Source organism: Pseudoalteromonas sp. SCSIO 43201 (assembly GCF_023716725.1).
Lineage (GTDB): Bacteria > Pseudomonadota > Gammaproteobacteria > Enterobacterales > Alteromonadaceae > Pseudoalteromonas > Pseudoalteromonas peptidolytica.
Genome location: NZ_CP072683.1, coordinates 3,800,718 through 3,815,536, shown reverse-complemented (window position 1 = coordinate 3,815,536; position 14,819 = coordinate 3,800,718). Strand labels below are relative to the sequence as shown.

The following is a 14,819-nucleotide window of genomic DNA, read 5'->3' as shown; positions in this document are numbered from 1 at the left end:
GTATGAGTTTATTTAAAAAGTTTACCGATTTTGCACCTAACAAGTTGTTCATATCCATTGTTTTTGGAGCGCTGGCAGGCGTGGTGTATGCCATGTTGCTACCCATTTTTACTTACAGTCTTCCAGTAGAGGGTATTGGGCTTTCAATAGTTTCTGACGATGTAAAGAGAGTATGGTTTTTTGATGTTAGTAGGTATAGTTTTGCATTTCTTTTCTTCATGTCTTGCTTGTCAATTTTGGTGCTAAAGACCGTATCACAAATAATTCTGGTGCAGGTTGGTATGGACATGACAACACAGCAAAGAGTTGATATTTACAACCGAATTATCAAAGCACCAATTTCTTCACTGGATAATGTTGGCTCGGCAAAATTAATGGCCACTATTACCACCGATGTTAGCCGTGTAGTGCAAGGTGCGAAGACCTTTCCCGACCTAGTCATCTCTAGTGTGAGTCTGATTTTCATATTGGGCTATCTATTTTATTTAAACACGACGGTTTTTGTTTATGCCACATTGGCTATCATCTTTGGCTCTATTTCGTATGTACTTCCTATGTATATTGGTAGTCTTTACTTTAAGAAAGGTCGAAACAACATTGATAGGTTGCACGTGGCAATTCGCAGCCTGTTATATGGAACGAAAGAGCTTAAGATGAATCATGATAAGCAGAAGTACTTTTTTGATAAGTTTCTACTAAAACATGAATATGAGGTGCTCAATAACGATAAAAAAGGAAGTGTTATTATTACGAGTGCAATTAATTACGGTGATTTAATCAGTTTTCTTGTTATCGGCTTCGTTGCTTTCGTTTTTATTAGTTATAACCCCATCACAAATGAAAGGCTAAGTGCTGTTATTATGGCGCTGTTGTTCATCGCATCTCCAGTTAGTAAGCTCCTTAATGCATTACCGCAAATATCAATGGCAAATATATCTTTAAAAGCAATCAACGATATATTTGACAACTTACCAGAGGAGCAAGCGAGTCAAGAAATCATCTCACTGAAAAGTTGGGACACCTTGAAGTTACGAAACCTAGAATACAGTTATGGCTCAAGTGTTGATAGGTTTGCGTTAGGCCCGATTGATCTTGATATACATAAAAATGAAATTACCTTCATTGTGGGTGGTAATGGCTCAGGTAAGTCCACACTGAGCAAAGTTATTTCCCTTCATTATCCTTATGAAAAAGGGTCAATATCTTTTGGAAGCAATCAAGTCAATGATGAAAATTTAAATAGTTGCCGTCAATTCATTAGTGCCATTTTTACTGACTTTTATCTTTTTGATACCTTGTTGGGGAATTATTCTGATGATCAACTTAAAAAGTTTGAGGGCTACTTAAACCAGTTGGGATTGGGCGATAAAGTATCAATTAAGGATAAAGTCTTCTCAACAATATCGTTATCTGATGGTCAAAAAAAGCGTTTGGCATTAGCGGTGACGTTTCTTGAAAATAGAGAGTTGTATATTTTTGATGAATGGGCTGCAGACCAAGACCCTCACTTTAAAGAGCTGTTTTATACTCAAATCTTACCAGCTATCAAAAATGAAGGAAAAGCGATTATTGTGATCAGCCATGATGATCGATATTTCGATATTGCGGATCGAGTAGTGACGATGGAAGAGGGGAAGATAAAATCAATCAGTACAAAGACAAAGTCGGCGATGCAAACAGATGAAAGCTTATGTACATTAACTGTGGAGGCTTAACGTGGATATAAAAAAAGAGAAAAAGAAGTCATTCAATATCAATAATAAGCTGGTCTTTGCTGCGATTTTATTGATAGCAGTGGTGTGCTTTTTATACTCTACCGTGAATTCCGAAAGGGCTATAGAGAATCCAATTTTAAGTCAGGTTAAGCGTGGTGAGTTAATACAGGAGGTGAAAGGTTATGGAGTGTTACAATCTCGAACCTTTCAGCAAGTTAGTGCTCCTGTAGACTCAACCATTGAGCGAGTCATACTCAAGCCGGGCGCAAAAGTTGACGCTGACAGTATCATTATGGAGTTGTCGAGTCCGGAACTCTCGCGGCAAGTGGAGAAAGCCAAGTTAGATGTTTTTAAGCTAGTCTCTGAAAAGCAGAAGATGGCTAATAACCATAGAAGAGAAATGCTTGATGAAAAAGAGCGCAATCTTGAACTTGAAATGCAGTATCAACAAATAAAGCTCAAGAAGGTAGCAGAGTCCAACCTCTATAAAGACGGAATTATTTCCTCTGTGGATTATAAGCAAACAGAACTCCAAGCTGAGCAACTCAAACAGCGGCTGGTGTTTTCTGCTGAGAAAATAGAACAGTTGGCCTTGGTGCAAAAGGAAGAATTGAGCTTCATGGAAAAGAATATCTCCTTCATGGAAGCTGAATTGAAAGCACTAGAACAGAAGCAGAGACAATTGTTAGTTCGAGCAGGTCAAGATGGTGTGCTACAAGCTTTAAATGCTGAAGTTGGGCAGCGCCTTTCCATTGGAGAAAATATTGCGTTAGTGGGGAGTACTTCAGATCTAGTTGCGATGATCAAGGTGCCGCAAGGGCAAGCTGATAAAGTTGCTATTGGTCAAGGCGTCAATGTAGGAATACGAAGTAATACTGTAATAGGGAAAGTGATCAGAATTGACCCAGTTGTTACTGATAATACGGTTTTGATCGAGGTCGCGCTGGAGCTTGATGAAAAGAGTGGTGCAAGGCCGCAGCTCAGCGTTGATGCTGCGATTATTATCAATAAGAAAGAGCAGGCTTACTTTATCGATAAGCCAAACTATTTAAAACATGCAAAAGCTTCACGTATGCTATATAAGCTAGATGAAGGCGGAAAGAGGGTGAGCAAAGAGCATGTTAATTTTGGCATTGAGAGCGATAATTATATTGAGCTTCTACCTCCAGTCAGTTTGGACGATCGATTCTTAATATCTGAAATTAGCTCTTTTGACTTTGAATCATTCGGGGTTAAATAACCTAAGGTTTATCTATGGCTTGTATTTTTTTAAATGGCGTTTCTAGCTCGGGTAAAAGTTCAATTGCAAGAGAGTTTCAAGCGCTTGCAAGTGAGCCTTACTTTCATTTTAGCATGGATGACTTCTTATTTAATTTTCCAGCAAAATACAGACAGGATGCGCTTTTGCTCGCGAAGATAGATGAAAATAGCTCAAATGATATATTACAGGGCTTTCATCGCAGTATTTTTGCTCTGACCGAAAGTAACATTGATATTATCGTTGATGCAGTGTTTAGTGAGGAAATTTTTTATCATGCTGCATGCCAAGACAACTTGTCTAAGTTCGATGCTTATATTGTTGGTGTGCATTGTGACCCAGCCGTATTAGCTAGCAGAGAGCAACAAAGAGCAGATAGGCCGATAGGATTATCAATTCAGCAAATCCCAACTACACATAACTTTTTGGATTATGATTTAGAAGTTGATACGACTCGTAATAGCGCCTCGTTGTGTGCTCAGGAAATATTTGAATATGTACAACAGCACAAACCTAAGAGAAGGTGTAATACGATAGAAATCTAATGAATAGCGATTAAAAGTTAATATCAGTAAGCCCCGGCAGGCTCATTTATTATAATTTTTGTAGCTTGCCAGGCTTGTTGTGGTGATATGCTTTGGCTGAGTTTTATGTACCATTATAAGGATTAATCAAGGTCTGATACAAAATCTTGAGTATCAAACTTTTCCTGCAAATCTACACCTAGTAAGTCTTGGATTGCGCTGGAACTAATAAAAATACCATCTAAGCCATTTGTATGTCCCGAAGCATAACCGTGGCTATACGCCCACTTGATTAGCGCATACTCTTTGTTTGAAAGTGTATGGTTAAGTGTCTCTTCTATTTTTATCATTGTATTTTGTTTCATGAATAACCTACTTTTCTGTTGAGCTTTAACATGTTGTACAGGTCAATATTGAAGTGATGTGTCTGCACATTACCTTGTTTTTAAGGTTACAGAGGAAAAGCGCAGCTTGGTACTTATGAATTCTTATTTACCCTCGCAAACGTTCGAATTCAAATTATTGAATTTATTGCTTTTATTTTGTTTTTTGGGATTTTGGGAAGAATGAACCTTGCTCCAAAAGTGATGGCTAATGCTAATTTTCAACCTAGTAATTATTTTATTAAAAGGTACTAAACCATTTTGAGTTGCAATATAATAATGCCTCTTAATCTTATCTTTAGATAACATGAGAGCATTAACTTTATAGGATGTATGCTTCGTCAGCATATGACCTTTTTGTTGTAGCTAAATATCTTTACGGAGTCCTCAGAAACCATGGCCGAAAACCTAGAACAGCTTTTACTTGCGACAGTGAATAACAAAGAGTTTCTGCATAGCGAACCATTTGAGTATAAATCTCTTTTTCTCAGTTCGGTTACTCCGGATATTTCCAACGCTAGATTTATGCCATGTATTTTTATTGAAGATGAGCATGCGAAACAATTTATATCTAGAGCGATATCCAAGCGTAAATTATGTGATCTATACAACGGGGAGAACTATGTTCTTGTTGGTAAGTCTTGCATTGTAAATTGTCTTACATATGGTTCAAGCGAATGGAAAAAGGCGAATACGACAATAGAGTCAATCGTTGAACTTGGAGAAAATATTGCTGTATCTGAAATGATACAAGTGCCTACGGTATACCCTACTGATGATGGTAAGTATCAGATACTCACTGGACACAGGCGCTTTTTTGCACTGGTTTTCGCTTATGGGTTTGGCCATGTTGCTCAGTTTAAAGTCTATGCACGCAAGCCAATACTCTCAAAAGTCAAACAGTTCCAAGAAAATGCCAGTAGAGAGGATCTCCCTCAATACGGTAAGCTACAAGCATTTTTAGCAGCGATGATGGAAGTTGACTACTTAGATCAAGCTCGCCTTAAAATTGGTGAAAAGCGAATTACTGTTAGAGAAAAGGCAAAGTATCTTGGTATTTCTTTAGGGGCTTTTGACAACTACAATGTTTTAACAAGGTACCCTGAGGTCATTCGAGCATACGAAAATGGATTAAGCTTTTCTTTTGTAAAAGTAAAAAAAGTTGTTTTGAAAATTGAAAATGATTACAAAATCCAACACGATAAAAAAGTATTGAATATTGGTGATCGAAAAGCAATTGGAGCAAAAATATCAGATGCACTAGAGGGAAAAAGTGCAACTAGTATTAAAAAGCAGAACTATAGTATTAAGAACATTGCTTCGAGTTCATTGTTGAAAAAGCTCTTGTTTACTGATGTTTCAGAATTAGACCTTGGTATTGATTGGGAAGCTGTGGATTGGGAAGACCGAGCGCAAGTGACCAGCTTAATTGCGGAAGTAATTGAGCGTTTAGAGAAAGACTAAGTGCTGGTATATATTTGGTGCGCCTTTATCGAGCAGCTTTGGACGCTATCAAGGTGCTACCAAATATAGTCGTGAGGTTGCATAATTGCTCTAAGCCAGCCGTTTCTTGGTTAGGTTATCCATAAACATTCACACATCAAGCGCTAGCCAATAGCGAGAATTTGGCTAGCTAATTATCCGAAGCTCAGGTTAATTAACTAAAGCTTAGAGCTACAATTTGCTTTGCAGTGTATTGGCAGTAGTTGCCGCTATCTAGCGTGCTTTTGTTGGCCTTAGTGTGAGAGACTCCAAGGGTGAATACGATTGCTGCAACGGCATTGCGCGACCGACTCTTCCTGTTATTGGCTCTCTTGCCCTCAGTGCCCGCACAGTGCGCAATGAAGGAGAAAAGGGCAGCCACTGTCCATCGGCTTTTTGCGCTTCAATAACAAAGCCTGGAATGGCGGTAAACGCATCCAGCTTGCCAGAATGCAACGTGGTTGCGGCCACTGTTGGGATCCGAAAAGCGATATTAGCCTGCGCTAATTTGGGTATTTCTTGAAAGCCTAATATTGCTACAAACCGTTGCCAGTCAGCCTCTCGCTGTGCTTTTAACTTCGCAGTAAAATAACCGCTAGATTGGTTGTATATACGACCAGCTTGATAAGGTAATTCCCACTCTGCGTGGTGCCATGCCCGCTCTGCAAGCGCCAAGAGCCGTGGATAAAGCATGTATTGTGCTTGTGCATCACTGCGCAGCATTTCACTCCATAGATGCCCTTGAACTCCGAAAAATTTCACCCCTTGGTTTAGCGATGAGTCGCCGTCGTTGGCTACGTAGGCGTGGTTATTGGTATTTGTCCAGATCTCTGCATGGGCAGGAAGATTGTCTGGCATAAACTCAAATATCTTTTTGCTTTCGATAGCGCGACTCGCCCAGTGGTTGCCGCGCTCCTGTGGGTGTGACTGGTATGGAAAGTCAAAGTAGGTTACATCAGGGCTAGACAAGACAACCTGCCAGCCCTGATTGGCGAAGCGATGGGCGACCGCGTGCCCGTTTTCGCTTAATGTCGCCCAAGCATTACTCTGTACTTTAGCTGGCATATTCGCAGCCCGTACATCGCTTAAGCCATCGCTCCAACCCGCAACCTGTATTCCTTTTTTATCAAGTAACTTTGCGATCCGTTCAATGAAGTAACCGTTAAAGCTGGTAAAATCTTTCACACTTGAGCGCAATTTTTCACATGTGGGAGATTTTAGCCAAGCCCCTGCGGTTTCATCGGCACCGATATGATAGGTTTGAAGTGGTACTCCAGCGCGGTCATGTAGTGCTTTTACTTCACTCAATACTTTGTCAATAAAGGTGTAAGTATTTTTAATACAGACATTTAGCGTATTGTCGTTGTAATGTTGGATAGAGCGGTAACGTGTTTGATCAGCAGGCTCTATTAAACGGTATTGCTCAGCGTCGGCTTGCTTGCCTTGTGCCATTAGCTTTTTGTAGCGTGCTTCCATGGCGATGATTGCAGCGCGAGAGTGTCCCGGCATATCTAACGAGGGTAGTACCTCAATGTGGTGGGCGTTGGCATAGCGTAGGATCTCGATATAGTCCGCTGCGGAGTAAAAGCCATTGATGTGCGAATTTTTATCATTGCCTGCGCCTAGTTGTGGCAACAAGCAACGCGTTTCGGTTAAATCAAAACAGCGGTAAGCGCCTACTGAGGTCAGTTCATCAAGACCGTCAATGGCTAAGCGCCAGCCTTCATCATCGGCTAAATGCAGGTGCAGCTTATTTAACTTATATGCTGCCATCTGTTCAATGGTTTGCAAAATAAAGGCTTTGGAGCGAAAGTTGCGGGCAACGTCGACATGTAAACCACGAAAGTCATATCTTGGTGCATCAACAATCTCCACCATAGGAATACTCAAGTCGATAATATCTAGTAGTCCCGCAAGGCTTTGTAGCCCATAAAATGCGGCGGCGCTGTTATTGGCTTGGATTGAGATATTATTTTCGGCGACCGTCAGGTGATAATGTGGACTTGATTGCTTATTTGGCTTTACAGCGACATTCACTTTAAGCCCGTCTTTGGTGCTTTTTACCCCGAGAGTATTGAGTCGCTGTTGTGCCATGGCAATCGCATCAGCCGAAACGCCTGAAAGTTGCAAATTAATACCAGCTGCAAGGTTCAGTCGTTTGTCAGACAGTACCGTTAGTTGCTTGGGCTTTGGGATCAGCCCTGTTGCGGCATCAAGCGTTGGCCTAACTTGATGTTGATGTAAGTATTCACTCCCCATCCATGGCGTCTTGTCTTTGCTGCTGGTTTGCAGTTGATTGAGCGTATCAAATGGCATTAGATAAGGTTGTAATTCAAGGCCGGTGTCGTTATCAAGTTGAGGTTGTGTGCTGAGGATGATTTGTGGGGTGAGCTGAAGCTGTGCGTCCGTTACAACATAGTTTGGCATAAACTCAGAGCGTGTAATTTGAGAGTCCTTAGTGTAGAAACGCACTGTAGTAGGGGTGCTGGAAAATCCAGTAAATTTTGAGGTCGGTGTGATTTTATGAATGTCACCATTGATATGGGTGATGGTAAAGGTATCGCCCTCAACATGGTAAATCGGCATCAGTTGGCTAAAAAAGATAGCAAAGTCTTGGTTTGCTTTGGTATTTTCTGTGGCTACGCTAAAGCTCAACTCTGAGTAATAACACTTTTGTTGTGCTTTTGGGCAGGTACTGGGCTTACTATCTAATAAGGTATAGTTAACATCCAGATTCTGGCTCAGCCAGTTTAATGTGGTTTGGTCGAGCGCATAAAGGGGTGACGACACCCCAAAAAGTAGCGCAATAAGCCGGTTAAACTTCATTGGCTAGTTCCTTGTTATTATGGTGAGTTTTATAGTGATGAAATAGTCCATATGCCCCTAGAAGTGGGGCATGGCTGAGGCTGCTTGGAATGACGCGAACGGATTGCGCCAGCGTATCGCCAAGTAACTTCTGCATGTTGGCGTCGAGAGCCGCTTTAAAATAGTGGTATGAGTGCGTGACAGAGCCGCCAAGCACAATCACATCGGGGTTGAGCATCATGACGACTTGCGCGAGTGCATGACCAACATGACTGCCAAAAGTCTCAAATTGCTGTAGTGCAAATGGGTCGCCACGGTGTGCTTGTTCGGCCAACCATTTTCCTTCAATGCCTTGTCGCTGAAAAAACTGTCCTGAAGCATAGTCTTCAATAATTCCACCGAGATAGCTTAAGTTGCCTAGCTCTCCAGCAGCACTATGGTTACCCGTATATAAATTACCGTTAAACACAAAACCGGCACCAATGCCTGTACCAAGACAGAGGCCAATTAGGTTGTTGGCATGGTGGCGACCATATAAGTATTCACCAAATGCAAAACAGTTAGCATCATTATGCACAACCACAGGTAACGAAAATCGCTGTTCTAACAACGACTTTAGCGGCACATGTTGCCAATTCGGGATATTTTGCGTTGTCAGCACGGTGCCGCTGTGTATATCTAAGGTACTTGGTACCCCAATGGCAATACCGGTTGTGTTAGCCGTGAGGTTATCGGCGATTAAGCGCATAATGAAGGCGTTAACTTGGTCGACACCGGCTTGATTGGGTACCGTATATTGGCGTAGCTGCTGGGCTTCATTGCGGACAACCGAAGCCACAAGGGCTTTGGTGCCGCCTAAGTCGATACATAATAAAGAGTGATCCATCGTCATTTAACTATTTTCGTTTAGAGGGTGAGACAGCATCTTTTGACTATTGCCAAAAGTCTTATTTTTAATCAAAGGATTAGCCCATACACCAACACTTAAAATATAGCTAAGCGGCAGTAATAGCAGTAGGGCTGCGAGCTGTAAGTTGTTACTCAGCTCCGCGGCTAAACCAATAATGGGAGACATAAAGGCGCCGCCAATGATCCCAGTGCATAAAATTCCCGTGATTGCACCGTGGCCAGTTTTGAATGAGTTTAATGCCAAGGCAAAGATAACCGACCACATGATAGAGAGAAAAAAGCCAACCAGTGGAAAGGCAACAAGGGTAACAGCGGTGCTACCGAATAATGCACATAGTAGTGCGGTAGCAGCGCCAAGGCTGAATAAAACTAGTAGCTTTTGAGCATCAATAAATTTAAGCAGTGCTAGCCCAAATAGGCAGCCTAAGGTTAAACATAGCCAAAACTCGCTAACCACTTTTGCGCCCTGAGTGGTTGGCTCTAGACCATGATATTGCTGCAAAAAGACCGAAATAAGATTGGCCACGCCTTGCTCAAGGGCGACGTAAGCAGCGATGGCAGCAAAGAATTTTAATGCGGTTTTATTGTTAAAAAAAGCGACACTTTGTGACCAGCTTAGCTTTTGCTTCTTTTGCTCAGGCACCGCGCTAAATGGAGTAAGTTGTGAGAGTACTAACATGGCCACACTCAGTAGTGCAAATACCACATAGATGCTCAACCAGCTTTTATCGGCAGGAATAAAGTGAGTTAACGCTGCACCAAACTGCTCTACATTAGTGACTTGAGATTGTAGTTTGCTATACACCAGTGGGGCGAGAGTTGCCGCAGCGCCAAACATCAACTGTGCAAGCACCGAGAGCACGGCAAAATGCTCTGCGCCGCCGCTGGCTCTCAGCAAGGGGTTGATAGCGACTTGTAGTAATGCCATGGCACACCCTAGCATAAACAGCGCAACCATAGCGATAGCAAAAGAGGGAAGCAGCACAAAGGTTGTTGCGCCCATTGCCGCTAGCGTGAATGCCAGCTGCATCACGCTTTTTTCTCCCACGCGCTGCACCAGCAAACCTGCAGGAATAGACATCACACCATAAGCAATAAAAAAAGCGAATGGAAAAAAGCCTGCAAGCGTGAGGCCTATGTCATAGCTTTCTATTAATGCAGGAAAAATCGCGCCTAAAATATTGGTAATAAAAGACACCGTAAAAAAGGTTGCCAATACTAAGGCAATTACGAGGTAGCTTTTTTTCATATTGTATTTCCACCTTAAATAAACAGGGGTGATGGCGTGAAAATTTCGCTTGTGGGCAGACAAACAAAAAGATCAAGGGGAACCTCACCACCACCCACAATTGGGTTATGCACTGCGTTGATCGCTTAGCAGCAATTGCTGCAATGCCTTGGTATGAGCAATAAAATGCTTGTCGCTCAACTGTGTTAGGTATGCTTTTGCGGCAAGCTCAATATGTGTTGGTGCTTGCTCAAAGGGCATTTGGCAGCAGCTGTCGCGATGATCCATTCCGCCAAGTAAGCAGTACCAGCTTGGACGAATATAAGGTGACTGAGATCTGTGTTGGTGCAGCCAAGCGTCAAAATCGCCGCCGTCACGCCAGTGCGTGAGCAGCGCATCAAGCTCGCGTACATTCAACGCTGTGATTTTAGCGTCTTGCCAATACTGAGTATCTGTACGCTTGCTGGTAGCGTAATGTGCCAGTACATATTCTTTAATACCGAGCACCAGATCAGATAGTTGTTGATTGATGGCTTGTGCCTCAAGCTGTTGCGAAAGCAGACGATGTAATAATTCAATGCTATAGCCTGTGACCATCAGCGCGGTGGCTTCGAGTGGCTCGATAAAACTCTGTGCAAGGCCAATGGCAAACACATTGCCTTCAACACAACGTGCCATCATGCCCACCTTCATGGTGAGGTGCTTGGCGGGTCCGGTATCAAGTTGCGCGGCTTGACGCAGCTGAGCCTCAGCCTGTTGAGCGCTGATATGTGCGCTGCTATACACGTAACCATGTCCTGTTCTGCTTTGCAGTGGGATTTGCCAGCGCCAGCCACAGGGCATAGCGATAGCCGCTGTGCTTGAGGGCAGTGGGGTTATTTTATCCCCAGCAATAGCGATGGCTGAATCATTGAGTAGTTGGTCAGAAAAGGAAATAAAAGGCACTTCGAGCGTTTTTTCTATCAATAGTCCGTTAAATCCTGAGGCATCGACGTAAAAATCACTCTTTATTTGCTCACCTGACTCCAGCGTCAGTGCGATAACTGTTTGGGAGTCATGCTGTACGCTAGTTACTGTGCTTTGTCTGTGCTTGACGCCTCGCGCTAGGCTAAATGCACTTAACCATTGTGCAAGCTTTTGCGCATCAAAGTGATAACCGAACTCAAGCGCTCTTGGTAGTGGTTGTTGTGGTATCGGTGCTTGCTGCTTGTCGGCAAGTACCGCCGCCAGAAAATAATGCTCAGGCTTATCAATATACTCACTACCACGGCGTCTTGCATTGGCGTTGACAAAGTAGACTTCTGCGGTTTTTGCATCCATTTCTGAAAAAAAGGGATGGAAATAGCCGCTATTGTCGCCATTCCAGTTATCAAAGTAGATCCCCGTTTTATAGCTTGCCTGACATGCAGGCATCCAATCGCATTCTTTTACTCCAAGGCTCTGCATAAAATGCTGTAAATGCGGCGTTGAGCCTTCACCTACACCGATGCTGGCAATGTGTGGCGACTCAATCACTGTGACCGATAAAATAGGTTGATGCTTAGCAAGATAGGCTGCACACATCCAACCCGCAGTACCGCCACCAAGAATTGTCAGTGACTGTATTGTTTTTGTAGGCAAATGAGTTTTCATAGACAAATGACCCCAGCCGTCAACGACTGAGGCTCCAAGGTTAGAACTTATAGCTAACGCCAAGATAATAACGAGTACCAAATTCAATGGTATTTTGGGTTAAGTTATACTTAGTATCGTAAGACTGGATAACTTCATTGGTCAGGTTTACCCCCTCCAAGCTCACATCTAAGTTATCCAGTGCGTGCCATACCAAAGACGCATCCCATTGCTGGTAGCTGTCGTTGCGCACAGCTTGCGCCGCACCTAAACCAATCCATTCACTGCGCCAGTTATAAGCGATACGTGCACTAAACTGCTCGTTTTCGAAAAAGAGTGAGCCATTGAATGAGTTTTCAGAGACACCCGGCACCATTTCTTTTGCATTATCTGGTGTAGTGGTTTCACTATCCACGTAGGTGTAGTTAGTAATAAAGCCAAAGCCATTATCAAAGCTATGTTGAAGTTGCAGTTCTATTCCAGTTACATCACCGTCTCCGTTACTACGCGGGCGCGTGACTCGGCATTGATCATATTTAGAAGGGTCGGTTCCGCATCCGTCTACATATTCAATGGCTTCTGTAGAAAAGACAACGTTGTCAATCTTTTTCACAAAAACGGCTGCTGAAAATAGCGAAGCTGAGGTAAAGTAATATTCAACACCAATATCCGCTTGATCGGCTTCGTATGGTTTAAGATTGGGGTTACCACCTTTGGCTGAACCAAAGTTCGCATCAATCGCCAGACCTGGTTTTAAGTCGTTATAATTGACTCGAGACATCACGCTAGAGGCCGCCGCACGGATAATAATGTCGTCACTGAAGTCATAGGCGAAGTTGATGCTGGGTAGCCAGTTATCATAGTCTACCGTTTCATCAAAGGTTGTATTATCGACATAACCGGTGGACTGCTGTTCGGTGTCTATATAGCGTAAGCCGATATTACCGCGGAAGTTTTCACCGCTGAAGTCACTTTGCACATAGATGGCGAGCACATCTTCTTCAACATGGTAAGTCTTACCAAGATCTTGCTGCTCGATCAGTTCACCCGCCTCATATTTGCCAGTGATAAAATTCCACCATTTGTCTTCGTCAAGCTTGGCGTATGAGTTCAGAATGTGGCCACCCGTTTGTGAGTGCAGATCGGTAAAAACACCATCACTCCAATTGGCTAAACTATGACCATCAGGCACAAAGCCGATAACATCAGCAGGGTTTCGTTGCATCGCGATACGTGAAAATTCGTTTTTGTTTACTTTCACACCCGCTTTGATGTTCTTGAAATAATCATGTTCTAGCATCCATTTAATATCTGCTTGTGCATAACTTACTTCATGCTCTTGAACCGTCGTTTGGAAATTTGATTCATGAGCAAACTTGAGTTGGGAGGCATCGGTCGGATCTAGCGAATCAAACCAAATTTGATAAGGGCCTGTGGCATCATAAGTAAAGCCACCATCGGTACTATTTTGACCATTAGGGAAAGCAGGATCGCCAATTTTGTCTCCTTCATCGGTTGCTGGGATCCACCAACTTGAGGAGCCAAACTGCGTTCCACCATCCGAAGTAGAGCGACCAATCACGCCACTAACCTCAAAGGTATCACCGACATATTTACCACTGAAGTTTAAGACATCAACTTCCATGTTGACGGCGTTACGTATCGTAGGGTTATAGATGATTGATGCGTAAGCAGGTAATACCCTTGCGCGTTGAGCGCCGCCTGCATCATTGGTAGTGACATCCGTCGTTCCTGCCCCACGACCGGTAACAGTAAGGAAATTATGGTTAACATGTGGGTTGTCGAATTCAAAGTTAAAATAGTCTACTGTGAACTCGGTGTTTTCACTTGGTGCAAATTGTGCGGTGAGCTGTGCGCTGGTACGCTCCCGTTCGGCTCTAAATGCTTGGGAGCCAATTGCCCATGCCGAGATATGTGATACTTGATTGGTATCTGGATTGGCTTTAAATTGTTCGCCATAAGAGCCGATGGATTCTATGACATGGCGGCCAGAGGTTAACCGCTCTAATGAGTATGCGGCTAAGACACCAAATTTTTCATCGTCGCTTTTCCAGCTACCCAAAAACGAGCCACTTAAATCATTTTCATCATACAAAGTGGAGCGACCAGCCTCGGCTGATACCATATAGGTGTGGGCCGCTAAGTCTAGCGGTTTGCGCGTGACAAGGTTTACTGTACCGCCTAAAGCACCTTCTTCAATGTTTGCTTCCGGTGTTTTGTAGACATTCACTGCGGCTACTTGCTCTGCTGATAACAGTTCCATGTTAAATGTTCGGGTAGATGGCCCCAAGTCATACCAATCGGTACTGGCAACGGACTGACCATTTAATAAAATACGTGATTGTTCGGGGGCAGTACCACGGATAGTAACGCCACTGACTTCGCCATATTGACGCTCAACTGTGACCCCTGAAATACGCTGAAGTGCATCGCCAATGTTTTTGTCCGGGAACTTACCAATATCCTCCGAAGTGATGGCATCGACAATGCCATCGGCAAAGCGTTTGGTATTCATAGAAGCTTCAAGTGAGCGGCGTATACCTCGAACTTCAATCACTTCAACATTGTCTGTTGCGCTTTTTTCCGCAGCGAGTGTGAGTGGTGATAAAGTGAGTAAAAAAGGCGATAGGGTACTTGCTGTCACTATGGTGGCAAGCTTGTTCAATTTAAATTGCTTCAACTTAGTTGTTTTCATTGTTCTGCCCATTGTTCCTATTTGTTGTTGGCAGAAACTAGGGTATCGTCTTGGATGTTTTTTGAGCGGTATCTTTCTATCTACTAATGATACTTTTCACGCTTAAATAGGGGGTATTTGACAAAAATACTTCACTGCACTTTGGGTTATCGCTATATTTCGATAGATTAATATTGTTTAGTGATTGA

10 protein-coding genes are annotated in these 14,819 nt (G+C 43.1%); 4 read left to right on the top strand and 6 right to left on the bottom strand.

Features of this window, described 5'->3' with window-relative positions:
• The first annotated feature begins 2 nt into the window (after positions 1-2).
• Genes J8Z24_RS16570 through J8Z24_RS16560 form a run of 3 tightly spaced genes read left to right on the top strand, consistent with a single transcriptional unit; the run spans position 3 to position 3,518 of the window.
• Positions 3-1,715 carry a cyclic peptide export ABC transporter gene (locus J8Z24_RS16570; RefSeq protein ID WP_128730453.1) on the top strand — a complete coding sequence of 571 codons (1,713 nt, stop codon included), beginning with the start codon at positions 3-5 and terminating at the stop codon, positions 1,713-1,715.
• A gap of 1 nt (position 1,716) precedes the next feature.
• On the top strand, positions 1,717-2,955 hold the full coding sequence (locus J8Z24_RS16565) for an HlyD family secretion protein (RefSeq protein WP_167508228.1): 1,239 nt from the start codon (positions 1,717-1,719) through the stop codon (positions 2,953-2,955).
• A gap of 14 nt (positions 2,956-2,969) precedes the next feature.
• Positions 2,970-3,518: a chloramphenicol phosphotransferase CPT family protein gene (locus J8Z24_RS16560; RefSeq protein WP_088532147.1), complete on the top strand. Its 549-nt coding sequence runs from the start codon at positions 2,970-2,972 to the stop codon at positions 3,516-3,518.
• Between the two features lie 122 nt (positions 3,519-3,640).
• Here the strand turns inward: J8Z24_RS16560 and J8Z24_RS16555 are convergent, their stop codons facing one another.
• A complete protein-coding gene (locus tag J8Z24_RS16555; RefSeq protein ID WP_128730455.1) occupies positions 3,641-3,862 on the bottom strand; it encodes a hypothetical protein in 222 nt (73 codons plus the stop codon).
• Between the two features lie 414 nt (positions 3,863-4,276).
• On the opposite strand from J8Z24_RS16555, the gene J8Z24_RS16550 reads away from it, so the two are divergent.
• Positions 4,277-5,344, top strand: coding sequence for a ParB/RepB/Spo0J family partition protein (locus J8Z24_RS16550; protein WP_252095046.1), 1,068 nt, complete (start codon positions 4,277-4,279; stop codon positions 5,342-5,344).
• Between the two features lie 252 nt (positions 5,345-5,596).
• Here the strand turns inward: J8Z24_RS16550 and J8Z24_RS16545 are convergent, their stop codons facing one another.
• The 5 genes from J8Z24_RS16545 to J8Z24_RS16525 all read right to left on the bottom strand — a co-directional run bounded on the left by J8Z24_RS16545 (position 5,597) and on the right by J8Z24_RS16525 (position 14,631).
• Complete coding sequence (locus tag J8Z24_RS16545) at positions 5,597-8,188, bottom strand: family 20 glycosylhydrolase (protein ID WP_176033829.1); 2,592 nt, start codon at positions 8,186-8,188, stop codon at positions 5,597-5,599.
• A complete protein-coding gene (locus tag J8Z24_RS16540) occupies positions 8,178-9,053 on the bottom strand; it encodes an ROK family protein (protein ID WP_176033835.1) in 876 nt (291 codons plus the stop codon). Before J8Z24_RS16540 ends, J8Z24_RS16545 begins: the two co-directional genes overlap by 11 nt.
• A 6-nt stretch (positions 9,054-9,059) precedes the next feature.
• Complete coding sequence (locus J8Z24_RS16535; RefSeq protein WP_176033828.1) at positions 9,060-10,325, bottom strand: MFS transporter; 1,266 nt, start codon at positions 10,323-10,325, stop codon at positions 9,060-9,062.
• A gap of 105 nt (positions 10,326-10,430) precedes the next feature.
• The gene (locus tag J8Z24_RS16530) at positions 10,431-11,936 is read right to left on the bottom strand and encodes a tryptophan halogenase family protein (protein ID WP_252095045.1); all 1,506 of its coding nucleotides are present in this window, start codon (positions 11,934-11,936) and stop codon (positions 10,431-10,433) included.
• Between the two features lie 40 nt (positions 11,937-11,976).
• On the bottom strand, positions 11,977-14,631 hold the full coding sequence (locus J8Z24_RS16525) for a TonB-dependent receptor (RefSeq protein ID WP_252095044.1): 2,655 nt from the start codon (positions 14,629-14,631) through the stop codon (positions 11,977-11,979).
• Positions 14,632-14,819: the final 188 nt, after the last annotated feature.

Excerpts from the sequence above, each read along its gene's own strand:
- J8Z24_RS16525 (WP_252095044.1), bottom strand. The coding sequence starts at position 14,631 with ATGAAAACAACTAAGTTGAAGCAATTTAAATTGAACAAGCTTGCCACC.
- J8Z24_RS16530 (WP_252095045.1), bottom strand. The coding sequence starts at position 11,936 with ATGAAAACTCATTTGCCTACAAAAACAATACAGTCACTGACAATTCTT.
- J8Z24_RS16535 (WP_176033828.1), bottom strand. The coding sequence starts at position 10,325 with ATGAAAAAAAGCTACCTCGTAATTGCCTTAGTATTGGCAACCTTTTTT.
- J8Z24_RS16540 (WP_176033835.1), bottom strand. The coding sequence starts at position 9,053 with ATGGATCACTCTTTATTATGTATCGACTTAGGCGGCACCAAAGCCCTT.
- J8Z24_RS16560 (WP_088532147.1), top strand. The coding sequence starts at position 2,970 with ATGGCTTGTATTTTTTTAAATGGCGTTTCTAGCTCGGGTAAAAGTTCA.
- J8Z24_RS16545 (WP_176033829.1), bottom strand. The coding sequence starts at position 8,188 with ATGAAGTTTAACCGGCTTATTGCGCTACTTTTTGGGGTGTCGTCACCC.
- J8Z24_RS16555 (WP_128730455.1), bottom strand. The coding sequence starts at position 3,862 with ATGAAACAAAATACAATGATAAAAATAGAAGAGACACTTAACCATACA.
- J8Z24_RS16550 (WP_252095046.1), top strand. The coding sequence starts at position 4,277 with ATGGCCGAAAACCTAGAACAGCTTTTACTTGCGACAGTGAATAACAAA.
- J8Z24_RS16570 (WP_128730453.1), top strand. The coding sequence starts at position 3 with ATGAGTTTATTTAAAAAGTTTACCGATTTTGCACCTAACAAGTTGTTC.